This window comes from Paenibacillus sp. FSL R5-0749, from assembly GCF_038595085.1.
Classification (GTDB): domain Bacteria; phylum Bacillota; class Bacilli; order Paenibacillales; family Paenibacillaceae; genus Paenibacillus.
On record NZ_CP152005.1, the window covers coordinates 4,812,597 to 4,829,784 of the forward strand.

General features: G+C 47.4%; 15 protein-coding genes. 6 read left to right on the forward strand and 9 right to left on the reverse strand.

Annotated features, from left to right (window positions below):
* Positions 1-20: 20 nt before the first annotated feature.
* The 6 genes from MKY85_RS21525 to spoVAC form a co-directional block, all read right to left on the reverse strand.
* Positions 21-2,234, reverse strand: coding sequence for a transglutaminase domain-containing protein (locus tag MKY85_RS21525; protein ID WP_342570705.1), 2,214 nt, complete (start codon positions 2,232-2,234; stop codon positions 21-23).
* Entirely contained in the window at positions 2,231-3,478 is a 1,248-nt protein-coding gene (locus MKY85_RS21530) for a DUF58 domain-containing protein (protein ID WP_342570706.1), read from the reverse strand. The genes MKY85_RS21525 and MKY85_RS21530 overlap by 4 nt, the downstream gene beginning before the upstream one ends.
* A gap of 3 nt (positions 3,479-3,481) precedes the next feature.
* Positions 3,482-4,438, reverse strand: a complete 957-nt coding sequence (locus MKY85_RS21535; RefSeq protein WP_253439472.1) for a MoxR family ATPase — start codon at positions 4,436-4,438, stop codon at positions 3,482-3,484.
* Between the two features lie 209 nt (positions 4,439-4,647).
* Entirely contained in the window at positions 4,648-4,998 is a 351-nt protein-coding gene (gene spoVAE, locus MKY85_RS21540) for a stage V sporulation protein AE (protein WP_091028336.1), read from the reverse strand.
* Between the two features lie 5 nt (positions 4,999-5,003).
* The gene (spoVAD, locus tag MKY85_RS21545; protein WP_342570707.1) at positions 5,004-6,020 is read right to left on the reverse strand and encodes a stage V sporulation protein AD; all 1,017 of its coding nucleotides are present in this window, start codon (positions 6,018-6,020) and stop codon (positions 5,004-5,006) included.
* Complete coding sequence (spoVAC, locus tag MKY85_RS21550; protein WP_342573452.1) at positions 6,017-6,469, reverse strand: stage V sporulation protein AC; 453 nt, start codon at positions 6,467-6,469, stop codon at positions 6,017-6,019. The genes spoVAD and spoVAC overlap by 4 nt, the downstream gene beginning before the upstream one ends.
* Positions 6,470-7,163: 694 nt before the next feature.
* Here spoVAC and MKY85_RS21555 point away from each other — a divergent pair.
* Both MKY85_RS21555 and MKY85_RS21560 read left to right on the forward strand, forming a co-directional pair.
* Positions 7,164-8,237, forward strand: coding sequence for a M42 family metallopeptidase (locus MKY85_RS21555; protein ID WP_342570708.1), 1,074 nt, complete (start codon positions 7,164-7,166; stop codon positions 8,235-8,237).
* 179 nt (positions 8,238-8,416) lie between these two features.
* On the forward strand, positions 8,417-8,740 hold the full coding sequence (locus tag MKY85_RS21560) for a hypothetical protein (RefSeq protein WP_339236139.1): 324 nt from the start codon (positions 8,417-8,419) through the stop codon (positions 8,738-8,740).
* A gap of 240 nt (positions 8,741-8,980) precedes the next feature.
* Here MKY85_RS21560 and MKY85_RS21565 read toward each other — a convergent pair whose 3' ends face one another.
* Entirely contained in the window at positions 8,981-9,688 is a 708-nt protein-coding gene (locus tag MKY85_RS21565) for a metal-dependent hydrolase (RefSeq protein ID WP_339236141.1), read from the reverse strand.
* Positions 9,689-9,964: 276 nt separating this feature from the next.
* Here MKY85_RS21565 and nirB point away from each other — a divergent pair, with 276 nt between their 5' ends.
* The 4 genes from nirB to MKY85_RS21585 all read left to right on the forward strand — a co-directional run bounded on the left by nirB (position 9,965) and on the right by MKY85_RS21585 (position 14,486).
* Positions 9,965-12,394 (forward strand): nitrite reductase large subunit NirB, encoded by a 2,430-nt coding sequence (nirB, locus tag MKY85_RS21570; RefSeq protein WP_342570709.1) that lies wholly within the window; start codon positions 9,965-9,967, stop codon positions 12,392-12,394.
* 58 nt (positions 12,395-12,452) lie between these two features.
* Complete coding sequence (gene nirD, locus MKY85_RS21575) at positions 12,453-12,779, forward strand: nitrite reductase small subunit NirD (RefSeq protein ID WP_339236145.1); 327 nt, start codon at positions 12,453-12,455, stop codon at positions 12,777-12,779.
* 49 nt (positions 12,780-12,828) lie between these two features.
* Complete coding sequence (locus MKY85_RS21580) at positions 12,829-13,611, forward strand: formate/nitrite transporter family protein (RefSeq protein ID WP_342570710.1); 783 nt, start codon at positions 12,829-12,831, stop codon at positions 13,609-13,611.
* Between the two features lie 245 nt (positions 13,612-13,856).
* Positions 13,857-14,486 (forward strand): YfbR-like 5'-deoxynucleotidase, encoded by a 630-nt coding sequence (locus MKY85_RS21585; protein ID WP_133385582.1) that lies wholly within the window; start codon positions 13,857-13,859, stop codon positions 14,484-14,486.
* Here MKY85_RS21585 and MKY85_RS21590 read toward each other — a convergent pair whose 3' ends face one another.
* A complete protein-coding gene (locus MKY85_RS21590; RefSeq protein ID WP_342570711.1) occupies positions 14,487-15,296 on the reverse strand; it encodes a response regulator in 810 nt (269 codons plus the stop codon).
* A 2-nt stretch (positions 15,297-15,298) separates the two neighbouring features.
* Positions 15,299-17,176: a histidine kinase gene (locus tag MKY85_RS21595; protein WP_342570712.1), complete on the reverse strand. Its 1,878-nt coding sequence runs from the start codon at positions 17,174-17,176 to the stop codon at positions 15,299-15,301.
* Between the last annotated feature and the right edge of the window lie 12 nt (positions 17,177-17,188).

Genomic DNA, 17,188 nt, shown 5'->3' on the forward strand with positions numbered 1-17,188 from the left:
AAAAACGGGACGGGCAACAACTAAGCCCGTTCCGCTTTCAATTCTTTTCTCAGCTTCAAGGCAGTCTGATAGACACCCTTCCAGTCGTCGGCAGTTACGGACGCCGGACTGTAACGAGTCTGTTCAAACTTCGTGAGAAGCTCATACAATGTAGCTTCTGCAGCAGGTTTGGCCTGGCTCCAGCGAGCTACTGATTCACGAAGAGTCTCGTCTCCGCTCCGGGTCAGTCCTTTGCGTTTCACATAATGAATCCAACGCTCGGTCTCCGCCACCACCTTCTGTTCAGGAGTGAGCGGTCCACCTGTCCGTAAACGAAGCAGGAAGAATCGCATGGAGAAGCGATTACGCCAGAACATGTATGCTACCCACAATACGATAACGGCTCCTGCAGCCCAGATGACAAAAGTCGGGATGGCAGACGCGTTCTGCTCAGGTGCAGGGGTCTGCTCTTCCTCTTGTACCGGCTCCTCTTCAGGCTGTTCTTCAGGCTCATCTACAGGCTGTACGTCAGGCTGTTCCGTAAGCAGTGGCATATCAAAGCCCGGTGTTGCTTCAACAGGAATCCAGCCATACTCACCGAAGTAGACCTCAGCCCAGGAGTGTGCATCTGCATTGGTAACGGTGTAGGTCGTCTCAATCTCCGCGCCAGGTTGACGCGGAGCCTGCATGTCCGAATTGAGGGACAGTTGCCCAGGCGCATAACCTTTAACCCACCTTGCAGGAATGCCCTCCGAGCGCGCCATCATCACCAGCGCCGTGGAGAAGTAGTCACAGTAGCCTTCCATAATATCAAACAGGAAACCTTCCACAAAGTCACTGCTTACTTTTCGAGATAAATCCGGATTGTTCGTGTATTCAAAATTAGTTTGTAAATAGTTTTGCAGTAATGCCACTTTTTCATACGGCGTATTCGCAGATGCCGTTATCTCGGCTGCCAGATTCGAGACCCGGTCAGGGAAACGGGATGGTAACTGCAAGTACATATCATCAGCAGGGTTACTGTTATACAGATCTTCAAAAGACTTTGTACGAAGCTCATCTTCCACAATCACAGGGGCTTCAGATACGATGGTGTACGTCTTGGGATACTGTGGTTGCTGACGGTCTGTCACTACATGCAGTTCAGCCTGTTCTGGATTCCACAACATCCGTTCCGTTCTGCCCTCGCCATTAATCGAGCTCACTTCCGAGATCGAATAAGCACCAAAGAGAATTGGATAGACATTATCGTTTAGCATCGTTACGTTCTGAATCACTTGTTTGGTATTCACATTTCCGGATTGATCGTTCTCCAGAGGCTGTCCTGCTTGAACATTCTCTGTTGCACCCCGTCCACGGTCATCCCAGCCTGTGCCTGTATACTCTGCACGTGTCTCACCGCGCCAGTAACTACGTTCATTGGTCGTGACAGACATGACAGGGGTATAGTCGAAGTTGAATCCGCCACCCAGCTGATTGTCTTCCCTGCTGTATCCCGATTCGGTAGCTGCCGGAATATCAAGGTTTCCGTTACCAACCTGGCTTGTGGAACTTCCGGTATAGTTCCGCCACGCTGTATACGGGTCCGTCAAGGTGGGCGGAATCTCTGGCATGTTGACGCTGGCTACAATAATCAAAGAAAAAATAATGGCAATATTGGCCAGGACTTTATAAGGATAACGGATGATTCGTTTCCAACCTTGTGGATACTGGAGCTGATAGTTACGGAAATGTTGACATACGAGCCATCCCATCCCAGCAAACATGACCCAGGCGATTTCAATCCAGAGTGGAATCTGGGTGAACGAATCGAGAATGCCCATCGAAATGATGTTGACACCCAGAAAAACAAGAATGCGACGTGTTGTGGTCACGAGTCGAAGTGCGGCTTCAAGCATCACCCATGCACAGAGGGAGAACCAGATGTACGGCGTCATATGCAATATGAATTGCTCCGCTCGGTCCGTTAAAGAGCCATAAGGGATGTAGACCGTATAATCGATTAGCGTTTTATGCAAAATGTAACCCACGACGACCGCCTTGATCATCGCGCGATACATCGTTTTGAATGGCAGAATGACCTCCAGCACACTGACCGCTGCAAGTGTCCATAACACCAGAGAAGTCGTCTCCGTGTACCACGATTCCTGCGTAAATGAAATCCACTGCATGCCAATCAGGAAAATCCAGAGCAATGACGCTGCATGATACCAGGATCGTTTGCCTGCTACACTTTCATTTCCTTTTGTACTCATACAGAACCTCCCCCCATCACCGTTGGAAGCTCCTGCAAGTGAGAAACCGTGAATGACCTCGTGCCTCTTCCACGCAACATGGCATTCCACTCCGCACTCCGGCGGGATTCACTGGTATCGATCAGAACATGACATGGCGTCATGCCCCGCGTATCAGCCCAGCGCAACAGTTCCAATATTTTTTCATCCTTCTGGGGAGAAATCACAACAAAGTAAGCTCCCTGAGGCAATTGACGTGCGATTCTTTCCACGCCAGGCAACAGATGAGTGTCCTGACCGTTGTATTGAATGTCTACCAGATGATGCATCATCTTCTGTCGTTCCAGCTGACTTTCACTGGGGGCCATGTAAGAGGTCTCGTCTGACAATGTCAACAATCCCATTCCCATCCGTTCCCTCGCACCATACTCCAGCAGTGAGGCAGCTGTGGACACGGCAATTTCAAAAGCATCCCCATGTTCATAACTTGATGCCAGCGCATCCAGAACCAGGATGGTTTTGGGCACAGACTCATGTTCAAACTCCTTGGACTTCCAGTTCCCTGTCTTTGCCGTAGCATTCCAGTGAATGCGGGAAAGTCGATCTCCGTATACGTAGTCACGTACACCATTGATCTGAGTGGTCTCTCTCCGTGAACGGGTTAACGCCGTCTGAGGACCAGATAACCGTGATTTGCGGTCGTAGAGCTGCCAATATGGAATAAATACCGTTCTTGGCAGTACGCGAAACTCACCTTTAGCCTTAAACTTTCCTCGATGTTCAATCAGTCCGAATATGTCCTCACTGGCACATTCCGTTTCTGAGAACACGTACTTCCCCCGCTCAAGTGGCGGTGTCTGGAAAGACAACTCCCCATTACCTCGCATATTGGGAATCAAACTTTCCTTGAACGACCACGATTCTCCATTATGCCGGTGCAGCATTTCACGTACAACCACATAGGGAAGCGGAAGGAATCCCGGAATGGTCAGACTCAACTGTACTTGAACCTGATCACCTGCATGAAGCAGTTCTTCATGGTCCGGACCAGAAGATAGCCTACGCACTCCCTGAGCACGTCGTACACCGCTAAATCCAGCGATAGCAAGATACACACAGAGCAGGGTCACCATCGAAAGTAACATTAGGGATGTCTTCCCGCCCTGGAACAAAACATAAGCCAGACAGCACATCCACACCATTGCGATGCTCCATACGCGTGGGTGGCGCAGCCCTTTATTAACAGTACTCAAAAGCGGCTTCATGAACTATTGCCCCATGGAGACGGGCACGCGTACTTGCTGCAGCACGGCATTCAGAACAGCTTCGGAACTCATACTGTCCAGTCTCGATTCGGGACGAAGCACAATACGATGAGAGATCACATAAGGGGCCATCGTCTTCACATCATCCGGGAGCACATAATCACGTTCCTGCAAGAAAGCAAAGGCTTTTACCGCCATCATGAAGGATATGGCTGCCCGTGGGCTGGCACCCAGCAATACAGATGGGTGGGAGCGGGTTTGACGAACAACATCCAGCAGATAGTCCATGACCGGATCACCGATAAAGACTTCCTTGATCTCCTGCTGGATTGCCGAGATCTGGTCCATATGGGTTACGGATTCGAGACGATCTACAGGCTGGCCCGACTGATGCGTTTTCAGCAGAGTTTTCTCGATCTCTTTATCCGGATAACCAAGGCTTATTTTCAACATAAACCGGTCTAATTGTGCTTCCGGCAACGTGTATGTGCCTTCAAAATCAATCGGATTCTGAGTTGCACAGAGCATGAACGGATGTGGCAGATCATACGTATCGCCATCCACGGTTACACTGCGTTCCTCCATGACTTCAAGCAATGCTGACTGAGTTTTCGTAGTGGCCCGGTTAATCTCATCAGCCAGCAGGATGTTGGTCATCACGGGACCTGGACGGAAATAAAAACGTTCATCCTTCGGATGGAACACGGATACGCCCGTAATATCACTGGGTAAAATATCAGGATTACATTGAATGCGTCGGTACTCTCCGCGCATGGATTTCGATAATGCCTTGATCAACTGCGTTTTGCCAGTTCCCGGTACGTCTTCGATCAGAACGTGCCCGCCTGCAAGCAAAGCTGTAAGTAAAAGTTGAATTTCAAAGGATTTCCCCATAATGCAGGATTCCAGATTCGAACGAACTGCGGATATGATTTGGATCGACTCTTTGCGCACAGGCATGTGGTCTAACCTCCTAAAAAAGCATACAGATTTCCTTTTATTGTACATGATCCACGGGCGTGAGTACACTCGAAGGAACTCACAATTTGTTTCCAACCCGTCAGATTCACCGCAGTTCATGCATGAATACGACAAAAAAGGCCCGGATAGAAGTAATCCGAAGCCTTTGGTGAATCAAAATCAGGTTCAAGTGAATTTGTCATATGAAGTTAGCCTTTTGGACGAACCACCAATGCCGCCAAAAAAGAAAAGATGATCGCTGACGATATTCCCGCCGCTGTCAGATCAAATATCCCGGTGATTACCCCGATCCATCCCTCTTTCTCAAGTTCAGTCAATGCCCCATGTACCAAGGAGTTACCGAAACTTGTTATAGGAACAGAAGCACCTGCACCTGCAAACTTGACCAACGGATCATAAAGACCGAGTGCATCCGCAACCGCCCCTGCCACAACAAGTGTACTCATGGTATGTGCCGGTGTAAGTTTGACACCATCCATTAGAAGCTGTCCTACAACACAGATCAAACCGCCAACGATAAATGCCCACAAGAACTGCATTCCATTTATCCCTCCTTTTCTATGGCTACGGCATGTGCGATACAGGGAATACTTTCACCCTGCTGGTATGAGAGCGGGGACAAGAGTGCTCCAGTAGCAACAACCAGCACCCGCTTAAGTTCACCCTTCTGCATCCGATTCAAAATGTGACCGTAGGTTACGGTGGCAGAACACCCGCAGCCACTTCCTCCTGCAACAACATAAGGCTGTTTCTCCCGATCATAGATCATCAATCCGCAATCATTGAACACTGTCTGTTCCATGGGGAGACCTTCTTTTTGCAAAAGCTCTTTGGTAATCGGCAGACCGACAGAAGCCAGATCCCCAGTCACAATAAGATCGTAATAACCAGGCTCCAGTCCCGTATCCCTGAAATGCGAAATCAGGGTGTCGGCGGCTGCCGGTGCCATCGCTGAACCCATGTTGAAGGGATCTTTGATTCCCAAATCCATGATCCTACCAATGGTAGCCTTGGTCACTACTGGACCATCACCCGTACGGGACACCACACCACACCCTGAACCCGTAACGGTATATTGCGCATAAGGCGGCTTCTGAGAGCCATACTCCGTAGGATAACGAAATTGCTTCTCAACCGTGCAGTTGTGACTGACCGTACCTGCAAGGACATAATCGCCAGCTCCCGAGTCCACAATCATGGATGCCAGCGCCAACGTTTCCATAGAAGTTGAACAAGCTCCGAAGACACCAAGGTAAGGCACACCCAATTTTCTCGCTGAAAATGAACTGCTGATAATCTGATTCATCAGATCTCCACCCACAAAAAAGTGTAGCTCTTCCTTGGTGATGTTTGCATTAATCAAAGCGAGTTGGGAAGCCTGTTCGAGCAGTTTGCGTTCTCCCTTCTCCCACGTCTTCTCACCGATCTCAAGGTTGTCATAAATGTAATCAAAATCTGATGACAAGGGACCTTTGCCTTCATCTGGTCCTACTACTGCCGCCTTGCCGATAATTCGCGGACGATTCTCAAATTGCCACGTTTGGCGACCCAATCGCTTCACAGGTGTCCACCTCCAAATCCCAAAAAGGCGTACACGATGCCTACAACAAATGCTGCCACGACACCAAACACGATAACGGAACCAGCAAGTTTGAACATGTTGGCCCCAACCCCAAGTACCAACCCTTCAGCACGATGTTCAAGTGCAGCAGAGCACATGGAATTGGCAAATCCGGTTACCGGCACAGCCGTTCCTGCTCCTGCCCATTGAGCCATTTTATCGTATATCCCAAGACAAGTCAGAATAACGGATATGAGAATCATGACCGCCACCGTAGGATTGGAAGCTTCCTTCGATGTCATGTCGAAACCGGCCATGAAAGCCTCTTGAATGGCCTGTCCTATCAAACAGACGGTACCTCCAACCAGAAATGCCTTGAGGCAGTTCTTCAGGATTGGACGAGGCGGTTCATGTTTTTTCGCAACTTTTTTGTACTCCTTTTCATCCATGGACAGGGACGACGTTTTTTTTTCGCTTCCAGATGCAGATTGAGCTGGCAAGATGCAAGACCTCCTCTATGTCAAAATGGTTCAAAGCTACGGCTGAATGCCAATGTGTATAATCTTATATTCAGTGTTTGTTAATCATCGGAAGGTTATGTATCCGGCGACAGACAGCATATGTTTCCAACAAGATCATACGGTGGAAACAGGTTGGAGATCCGCCGGATTTGAAGGCTCATAGATACGTTCTATAAATAAAGAAGAACAATCACGAGCAAGATAAAAAGAACGATGAACAGTACTTTTTCCGTGCCCTCTTCCGGAGGCTTCATTGGATAGTTAGCTCCTTCCTGTATGAGACAAGGAAATATTGAGTATAAAAACTTCACAAAATGATGACATCCCCTCTGTATATTCATATTCATTGAAGTAGCTCCAGGTCTGCGGCTACCGCGGATAAAATCATGAAACATGGGTAAGACAAGCGCCCAAAACATGCCTTAAATACGTGACATAAACATGGACAATCACTTGCGCAAGGTTCATACTGTAATGTGACCAGTGGTTAAATAACAAGTCCTCCGCATAATCAGATGCGTGTTCAAAAAAGTCTGATTTTGAACTACATCTAAAAGGACAACAGGCGGGTAGCCGTTCTACTGTGACCTGAAATACATACCAACAGAGGAGTTGTTGACACATGAATGAAAAAACGATGGATATGTTTCGCACGTTGACGGAGTTTCCCTCCGCATCCGGTTTTGAACGTGAGCTTCGCGGCTGGATGAAAGAGCAGCTTTCCGCTTATACGGATGAGTTCGTCCAGGATCGCCTAGGGAGTCTATTTGGTGTTTTACGGGGAGAGGAATCCGGTCCTAAAGTTATGGTTGCCGGACACTTTGACGAAGTTGGTTTCATGACTACGGGCATTACCGAAACAGGTATGATCAAATTCCGTCCACTGGGTGGATGGTGGAGTCAGGCTGTACTTTCTCAACGATTGGAAATCATCACACCTGATCGTCGGATTACCGGAGTTGTAGGTTCCACACCTACACACTTGCTGGACGAGTCCCAGCGGAACAAACCTGTTGATCTGAATTCCATGTATCTCGATATTGGAGCAGACAACCGTGCCGAAGCAGAATCCTGGGGCATTCATCCAGGGATGCAGATTGTGCCAATCTGTGAATTCACGCCGATGGCGAACCCGAAAAAAATCATGGCCAAAGCGTGGGATAATCGTTACGGCGTAGGTCTTGCACTTGAACTGGTTGAAGCGTTACACAAGGAAAAACTGCCAAACACACTTTATGCTGGTGCAACGGTTCAGGAAGAACTGGGGCTTCGCGGTGCACGTACGGCGGCCAATCTGATTCAGCCTGATATCTTCTTCGCACTTGACTGTAGCGCGGCGAATGATATGACAGGTGACAAACAGTCATTTGGACATATTGGAGAAGGAGCATTACTTCGTATTTTTGACCCGGGTATGTTCACTCATCGCGGAATGGTGGAATATGTTCAAGATACGGCTTCATCGAATCAGATCAAAATGCAGTATTTCATCTCACCAGGCGGTACTGATGCAGGCCAAGTTCACCTGAGCGGCATTGGTGTGCCCTCAACAGTGATTGGGATCTGTGCACGTTATATCCATACCTCTTCTTCCATCATTCATACGGATGACTACGATGCGGCCAAAGAATTGATTATAAAACTCGTTAAAGGTCTTGATCGGACAACGATGAATACCATTATTGATAAAGCGTAGTTCAGTTACATGGAAAACACTTAAATAATTATGCCTGAAAGAGATGTCCCGTCAGACCGGGATGTCTCTTTTTTGGTTTAATCAACTAGATTAATAGGTCGAACATTATGGAGAATGCCACATAAGATATACGATAATGGAAGATCAATAACCAAACACCAACCAGTGGGGGACCTGTTATGGCAGTGGGAAGAAACGGAAAATCGAATAAAGGTTCTAACAAAAAACCAAACGCTGCTAATACCCTCCTTAATGGAAACCTCAAGGGAAAAAATCTCGAATTGATTGTAGCAGCGCTATTGGTGAGCGGAAAGTTGAGAGTGGATGCTGTCACGTTGTTTCGTGAGGCTACATTGGTTGTGGAATTGGTTGGTCAATATAAAACACTTCAAAAGGTCACACCCTCCAATTCAGACAAACTGGTACAATTCCTGGATGAAACCGGCGGCGATATGACGCTGAATGATGTTATACAGGCATTTCAACAGAGGATCAATTCCTAATCGCCAAGAAATGAGGTGGACATCATGTCCGAGTTTGACGGAACCGGGTTTGCCGAACTGTTAATTGTGCTTATTCTTGTTGTTTTATTTGTTTATGGCTCTACTGACATCGGAACACTCACTGGCTCACCTACTTCAACCTGATCTTCGTAAGTCCTAACAGTAAAAATCGCAGCATCTGGAGAAAATGAACACATCAAAATGCCAATCCGATTCACCGGACTGGCATTTTATGTATCATTACAGAAATAATGGCGAGAACGCAAACCACGCCAAAATAAGGGTAAGCACAATGCAGACATTCTCTACAACGGCTCCATGTTTGGTTCCTGTACTCATCAGGTTGGCTCGTATGCGCCACTTGAGCGGTGGTAACGGACGAATGCCACGATTGGTTAATGAATCGGCCAACAAGTGCATCGCGTACGCTGTGCCTCCCGCTACCCAGATTTCCGGCCCCTGCTGTTGCGAGGTGCTGTAAAGTAAACCAGCCCAGACCGCAGTTCCATACAAGGTATGCGTTAATCCCCTATGCGTTAGTGTGGTGCACAGCATAAGCAGGCTGCCTGCAATCAGATTCCACGGAGCAAATGCGTGGCCGTAGAACACCAGGCCGAGTCCAATGGTGAACATCAACACTTTGCGAAGAGAACGCGAAGGCAGGAATGACACGAGTGCAATGAGAATTGCAAGCAGCAGGTTCCATGGTTTGGCATGAACATAGAAGTACACAAACACAGCTGTCGGCAAAAGAACGGTCTGTAACAGCCTGATGAGACTGTTAGGCAAGGCTCTCGATACCAGCAGCGAATTCGGCTCATCGATGTCAGGCAATAACGAACCAATCAGAGCAACCGTAACTGCGGGTGCAGTCACCGGCATACCAGCCAACTGAAGTACAGATAGCGAAACGCCTGTCCCGATAATCAGGTGGGATCTTCCCATCATGATGCAAAAACGTCCTTTCGAAGAAATAGGGAACATACATAGCCCACTTTTGATAGTACAACGAAACCAAAACAAGAACAATAGTTCGTATTTCTTATTTATATAAAAATAAATATCACTTTCTGTGATGGGGCTCACACTATTAAATTTATGACTCTTCTATCTTTATTAGTGAATTAAATCACATAAATTATCGTCAACACCTTGTATAATTTCAAATATAAACCACTAAAATTGCAGGTAATGTACAGCGTCTATTCAAGGAGGCATACACACATGAACGGAAAAAAAGAGAAACTCGTTATCATTGGTAACGGTATGGCAGGAATCAGTACCGTCGAACAAATTTTGAAATTAACTACGCGATTTGATATTACCGTTTTTGGCACAGAGCCCTATCCTAACTACAACCGCATTATGTTGTCATATGTACTGGAAGGCAGTAAAACACTGGATGACATCGTGCTGAATGATCTCCACTGGTATGAAGATTATGGTATTACACTCCATACTGGAACAACTGTAGCCCGAATTGATTCGGATACACTTGAGGTCATTACGGAGGATGGAACTCGCTTTCCTTATGACAAAATTATCATTGCAACAGGCTCCAACTCCTTCATTCTCCCCGTACCGGGGCATGACAAAGAAGGTGTCGTTGGTTTCCGTGATATCGCCGATTGTAACGTCATGCTCGACGCTGCTAAACAGTACAAACGAGCGGCCGTGATCGGGGGCGGACTGCTGGGTCTTGAAGCGGCCAAAGGTCTGGTACAACTTGGCATGGAGGTTACCGTAGTACATCTGATGGAAGATCTGATGGAGCGTCAGCTTGATCCGCAAGCTTCAGCCATGTTGAAGGCCGAACTGGAACGTCAAGGAATTCGGTTCAAAATGGGCGCACAGACTTCCGAACTGCTTGGCGGTGAACGGGTTGAAGGCATTCGTTTTGCCGATGATTCCGTGCTGAATGTTGACTTTGTGGTCATGGCTGTAGGGATCAAACCGAATACAGCTGTAGCCCGTGAAAGCGGTATGGAAGTGAACCGGGGTATTGTTGTGAATGACTACATGCAGACTTCACTTGAGAATGTCTATTCGGTTGGGGAATGTACAGAGCACAGAGGGGTATGTTACGGCCTCGTTGCCCCATTGTTCGAGCAAGGCATGATTCTCGCGAAACATATCTGCGGTGTGGAGACCGCTCCGTATGAAGGCTCTGTAGTATCAACGAAATTGAAAATTTCGGGTGTGGACGTCTTTTCAACTGGTGAATTCATCGACAGTCCGGAGCACACCGTCATTTCGCATAAAGACGACTGGAAACGGACCTACAAAAAAATTCTGCTCCGCGATAATAAAATGGTTGGTGCTGTTCTATTCGGTGACATTACGGATTCTGCCGAATTGCAGAAGTTAATTAAACATCAGACTGAAATGACTGAAGAACTGTATAGCTCACTCATGGGTACAGGCTGCGGCGGTCATAAGAAAACAACCTCTGTTGAAACGATGCCGGAAGACGAAATCGTCTGCGGATGTAACGGGGTCACTAAAGGAACGATTGTTGATGTCATTACCAACCAGGGCCTCACTACTGTAGATGAAATCAAAGCCTGTACGGGTGCAACACGCTCTTGCGGTGGATGTAAACCGGTTGTGGAACAGATTCTGCAATATGTACTTGGTGATAACTTCAGCAGTGGAGCCAAACAAGGCATATGTGGATGTACTTCCATGGGACGGGATGAGATTGTAGCCGAGATTCGTGCAAAGGGATTACAAACGACCAAAGAAGTCATGAATGTACTCGGATGGAGTCAGCCTGAAGGTTGTTCCAAATGTCGCCCGGCAATCAACTATTATCTTGGCATGATTGCACCGGACACGCATGAAGACGAGAAGGAATCCCGTTTTGTCAACGAACGCATGAACGCCAATATTCAAAAGGATGGAACGTATACGGTCGTACCGCGGATGTATGGCGGGGTGACTACACCAGCGGATCTCAAACGCATTGCTGACGTTTCAGTCAAATATGATGTGAAAGCAGTTAAAGTTACCGGGGGTCAGCGTCTCGACTTGATTGGTGTCAAAAAAGAAGATCTGACCAAAGTCTGGGCTGAACTGGATATGCCTTCAGGTTATGCATACGCCAAATCGCTGCGCACGGTCAAAACATGTGTCGGCTCCCAATTCTGCCGATTCGGTACACAGGATTCCATGGCGATGGGTGCTCGCATTGAACGGAAATTCGAACGTCTGGATCTGCCTGCCAAGTTCAAATACGCTGTCAATGGCTGTCCACGGAACTGTGCAGAGGCATGTACCAAAGATATTGGTATCGTTGGTAACGACGGCGGCTGGGAAATATTCATCGGTGGTAACGGCGGTATTAAAGCAAGACTGGCTGATTCCCTATGCAAAGTGAAAACAGATGAAGAGTTGATTGAACTGTGCGGAGCTATCATGCAATATTACCGCGAGACAGGTAACTATCTGGAACGGACTTCGGAGTGGGTGGAACGCATGGGTCTGGAGCATATTCGTTCGGTTGTCGTCGATAATCTCGAAGAACGTAAAGCATTGATGGAGCGGATTGAATTCGCACTTGAACATGTAGAAGAACCTTGGCAAAAAGCGATTCGCAATGAGGAAGGCCAAAACAAAATGTTCCACGGCATCGAAGTATCGGCTCGTCCATAAGCAATCCCGCATGATCAACACGATCAGAACGTTAAATAGATAAAAGGAGTGGTTTAAGATGACGACAAAACAATCAGCCACCTACTTCCCTGCCGGAGTAGTTGAAGAATTCCTGCCGCGAATCGGAAGAGTCGTTGAGATTCAGAACCGTCAGCTTGCTGTCTTTCGTGCATCGGATGGTACGATCTTCGCTGCGGATAATCACAACCCCCACCCCAAAGGTGGTCCACTGGCAGAAGGCATCGTGTCAGGACATTATCTGTACGATCCGCTGTATGATTGGAAAATCGACCTCACTACCGGTGTTGTGCAAGCACCGGACAATGGTCAAGTGCAGATGTATCCGGTGAAGGTAGAGAACGGCCAGGTCTGGATTGAGATATAGCTCCATTGAAACGTTCATAGATTGATGCAAAATAATGGGGGAAACCGTAATGTATAAACCAAGTGTTGAGGGAATTATTGAAGCTGCAGTTAAAAAAAGGGATCAGATGAACTCCAACCTTTCACGCTACATGGTTGCCGCCTTAATGGCGGGTGCCTATGTAGGACTTGGCATCGTGCTGATCTTCAGTATCGGTGCTCCGCTCCTTGCAGCACAGTCACCACTGCAAACCATGTTGATGGGCATGTCCTTCGGACTCGCGCTCACGTTAGTCATTTTTGCCGGATCAGAACTGTTTACAGGTAACAACATGTTTTTCACCATGAGCACACTCGCGGGCCGGACCACAGTTAAAGATACACTGAAAAACTGGGGACTCGTCTTCCTCGGCAACTTGTTAGGTGCGATCCTGCTCAGCCTGCTTATTGTAGGCAGCGGCCTGTTCAAAACGGCTGCGCCCGAACATCTGTTATTCGTCGCTTCAGCCAAAAAGATGGCCGCTCCCGTATCGGAGTTGTTCTTCCGCGGCATTCTCTGTAACTGGCTGGTCTGTCTGGCGATCTGGATGGCTGCTCGCACAAAAGAGGATATCGCCAAAATTGCGCTTATCTGGTGGTGTCTGTACGCCTTTATTGCAAGTGGGTATGAGCACAGTGTGGCCAATATGACTTTGCTTTCCCTGTCCTGGCTGTTGCCAAACCACCCGGATACCATTACACTGGCAGGCTGGTTCCACAACATGATTCCGGTAACGCTTGGTAATATCATCGGCGGCGCCCTCTTTGTCGGAATGGCTTACTGGTATACTTCACCGGTACGTAAAAAATCATAATTCTTCATTCAACTGCCACGATGGATGCCGAACTTACGTTCAGTCACATCGTGGCTTTTAAGATTTATCGATAAGCTGCGTACTCTCTCGTATGGTTCCCCTTTCATGCTCTCGTCCTTCTATAAAATAATTAAAACTGCATTTTACCTTCGTCGCTATCCGCTTTAATCCACAGTTGACATAACTGGTGTATAGTCGATGGATACTCACACTTATACTCAATCAAGCAAAGGATGATCGCTTATATGGGAATCCATACGTACTTCAGGTCTCTGAATGATCTTGAACGTATTATTCGTACACCTGGCAAATTCAAATTCGAAGAACACAGCGTCTCCGCTCATTCTTGGAAAGTGGTACAATACGCCAAAACACTTGCAGATATTGAGGAGCAGCATGGCGTCACCATTGATTGGAAGAAGTTATACGAAATTACGAGCAGTCATGATTATGGCGAAATTTTTATCGGTGATATCAAGACACCCGTCAAACATTATTCTTTGGAACTGCGATCGATGCTGCAAAAAGTTGAAGAAGGCATGGTTGAACATTTTATCAATGAAAATATTCCTGAAGAGTTCCAGCCTATTTTCCGCAGACAGCTGCGTGAGGGCAAAGACCAATCGGTCGAAGGACTGATTCTGGAAGTCGCAGACAAGATGGATCAGGTATACGAAGCTTTTGCCGAACTCCAACGTGGAAATACGGAGAAAGAATTTATCGTCATGTACCGTTATGCCTTGGTCAAAATCAAAAATATCGACCTCCACTGTGTGCAATATTTCCTGGAACAGATTCTCCCCGACATGATTGAAGAAGGCATTCGCTCCCCGTTTGATATTCGTAAAATAACCGAAGAAGCTCTGGCCCAGTAATCAGCTCAGGTCAACATGGTTCTCCTCATCCATGGACAGGGCTTTTTTGCGTTTCTGCAATTGCAGTCGGTACTCACTGGGGTACATGCCTGTTTTGTTTTTGAAGATCCGGCTGAAATAGTGGGAATCACTATACCCTACCGCTCCACCAATCGTCTTGATATCCATATTCTCATGGGTGACGAGCATACGTTTCGCTTCATTAATCCGCAGACCTGTCATATATTTCAGCGGAGTCTCCCCCGTTACTTTCTTAAAACACTTTCCTAGATAGTCCACACTAAAATGCATCTGTCCCGCCATGTCCTGAAGTGTAATCTCATGCATATAATTCTGCTTCAAATACAGCTTAACAGCCTCTGCGATATCCTCCGGCTTCACCTGCTCATCCAGCACGGCACTGACATGGGCAAGCGAATCCACAGCGCTCCCAAGCTTCAATTCCATCGCATCCAGCAGTGAACGAAGTTGTTCTTCGGACAATGGCTTGAGGAGATAATCCTCCACCTTGTAGCTGATCGCCTGCCGGGCATATTCAAACTCATGATATCCACTCAAAATGACAATTTTCACATGTGGATAAGCAAAGTACAGATGTTTGGCGAGTTCCAATCCATTCATCACGGGCATCTGTATATCCGTTATAACCAGATCAGGTACGGAATGTTCAATGAGCTGTAACGCTTCCTGACCATTCCTCGCTTCACCAATCACCTCGAACCGGGTGTCCAGCTCTCTGAATTTGCGCGAGACATTCCGGCGAATCAGGGCTTCATCTTCCACAATAATCGTTCTATATTTGATTGTCATGGTTAGCCATGCTCCTTTCTAATGGAACCACCTATTGTAATCTGGACACCGCCGGAAGGCTTGTTCGTAATCTGCATGTAGGCTGCCGGGCCATACCATAATTTCAATCGGACCCATATATTCTTAAGTCCCATTCCGTTAATTTCGAGTTCCGGCATACGCTCCCACTCCTGTGACTGTTCGATGTACTGCATGATCTTGGCAAGTGCCTCAGGTTCCATGCCAGGCCCGTTGTCTTCCACATGGATCTGCCAGGTCTGCTGTACTGCATCCATATCCCCAGTAATATTCAGTTGCCATGGAGGGGTATCACCCAGTCCATATTTCATGGCATTTTCCAATAGTGGTTGTACCATCAGCATCGGAACCTGAATATGCTGCATCTCTTCCGGAATATGAAACTCGTAGTGCAGATCATCTTCAAACCGAATCTTCATACACTCCAGGTATCGCTCACAATAATCCAGTTCTTGAGACAGTGGAACCCCGTTTTTACCAGGAGTAGAGATATAACGAAGCATGGACGCGATATGACCACAGAACGCGACAATCTGCTTATTCATACCTTCCTCCGCCATGATGCTGATATTCGTGATGTTGTTGTAGAGAAAATGCGGGTTCATCTGGGACTGAAGCGCGAGTAATCTTGCCTCTGTCTCTTGGGATTTCATTGCCAGTCTGTCCTGAAAAGATTGCACAAGCTGTTGATTCAACCGAATAAACGTATCATTCAGCTCATCCATCTCCCGGATGGAACCCGGATGCTCCAGCTTGAACAAATGCGCCGAATCCTGACCGGATATCAGATCGTTCTCACCCGTTTTCTGAATAATGCGCTGCAAGCGATGCAAAGGTAAAGTGACCCTTTTGGAAATCAGATACGAGAGAACCAGAATCAGCATCAACGTAGCTAACGTGGCACCAATAAACATCACAGCCATCCGGTTGAGACTCGCAAAAAGGGACTGTTTGGACTGCATGACAACAACGGTCCATCCTGTCTCCTGTGACGTCATGTACGTCATCATCTGTTTGGAATGATTCAAAGGGTCGGTGATCTCCTGCATCGTATCCGGAGGAAATGAAAGCTTCTGAATCAAGTCCACATCATCGAAGTGGACTGCCTGTGAATCATCACCATCCGAAGTAAGTGGATACAGCCGTGTATTTTGCTCATCTATCACATAAATGCGAAGATTTTCGTTACTCGCCTGCAAATCATTCAAATGCTGGAACAGGGTTCCGGCATCCTGCAAAATCTCAACGACGCCCTGGCTAACATAATTGCCATCTTTGTATACCCGGGTAAGGGAAATGTACGGTTGATCTGATTTCCCCTGACCTGTTGGCATGGGCAAAGCTCCCCCCTGTAACAATTGGATCACCCGCCAGCCACTCCGCTCCCAGGTTTCCTTGTACCACGGTCGCTGAGTCAGGTCCATCGATAGTTGACCGTTGAATGCCCCCGCTCCCAGCATCTTGCCGTTCACATCATAGATATTGGCCTGCTTGGCGGTATTGGAGCTGCTGATAATCGCCAGAATGACATCAATTAGTGTGGTTGTATCCTTATACAATGCCGGATCACTCGTCAGTGTCTGCTCACTGTCTTCCGCTGGTGCCAAGTAGTGACTGAAGTGTTCTTTGACCAGATTGGAGTACACAATATTCATGGAAAAGTTGTTCATTTTCACGACTTCCTGATCCAGATTACTGACGATTGATACCCCCAGTTGTCGCTGCTGTTCTTCACTTCGATGACGGATGTCACTCGCAAGAAAAACATACAGGAGTCCTGCCACAATGAGCGAAAAGACAATAAATACCGCAGAGTAATAGGCAAACAGACTTTGCTGAAGCGTTCCAAATCGATACCGCAATCCTCACACACC

Coding starts and splice junctions, on each gene's coding strand:
- MKY85_RS21525 (WP_342570705.1), bottom strand. CDS start 2,234: ATGAGTACAAAAGGAAATGAAAGTGTAGCAGGCAAACGATCCTGGTAT.
- MKY85_RS21530 (WP_342570706.1), bottom strand. CDS start 3,478: ATGAAGCCGCTTTTGAGTACTGTTAATAAAGGGCTGCGCCACCCACGC.
- MKY85_RS21535 (WP_253439472.1), bottom strand. CDS start 4,438: ATGCCTGTGCGCAAAGAGTCGATCCAAATCATATCCGCAGTTCGTTCG.
- spoVAE (WP_091028336.1), bottom strand. CDS start 4,998: ATGCAGTTCTTGTGGGCATTTATCGTTGGCGGTTTGATCTGTGTTGTA.
- spoVAC (WP_342573452.1), bottom strand. CDS start 6,469: ATGGATGAAAAGGAGTACAAAAAAGTTGCGAAAAAACATGAACCGCCT.
- MKY85_RS21555 (WP_342570708.1), top strand. CDS start 7,164: ATGAATGAAAAAACGATGGATATGTTTCGCACGTTGACGGAGTTTCCC.
- MKY85_RS21560 (WP_339236139.1), top strand. CDS start 8,417: ATGGCAGTGGGAAGAAACGGAAAATCGAATAAAGGTTCTAACAAAAAA.
- MKY85_RS21565 (WP_339236141.1), bottom strand. CDS start 9,688: ATGATGGGAAGATCCCACCTGATTATCGGGACAGGCGTTTCGCTATCT.
- nirB (WP_342570709.1), top strand. CDS start 9,965: ATGAACGGAAAAAAAGAGAAACTCGTTATCATTGGTAACGGTATGGCA.
- nirD (WP_339236145.1), top strand. CDS start 12,453: ATGACGACAAAACAATCAGCCACCTACTTCCCTGCCGGAGTAGTTGAA.
- MKY85_RS21580 (WP_342570710.1), top strand. CDS start 12,829: ATGTATAAACCAAGTGTTGAGGGAATTATTGAAGCTGCAGTTAAAAAA.
- MKY85_RS21585 (WP_133385582.1), top strand. CDS start 13,857: ATGGGAATCCATACGTACTTCAGGTCTCTGAATGATCTTGAACGTATT.
- MKY85_RS21590 (WP_342570711.1), bottom strand. CDS start 15,296: ATGACAATCAAATATAGAACGATTATTGTGGAAGATGAAGCCCTGATT.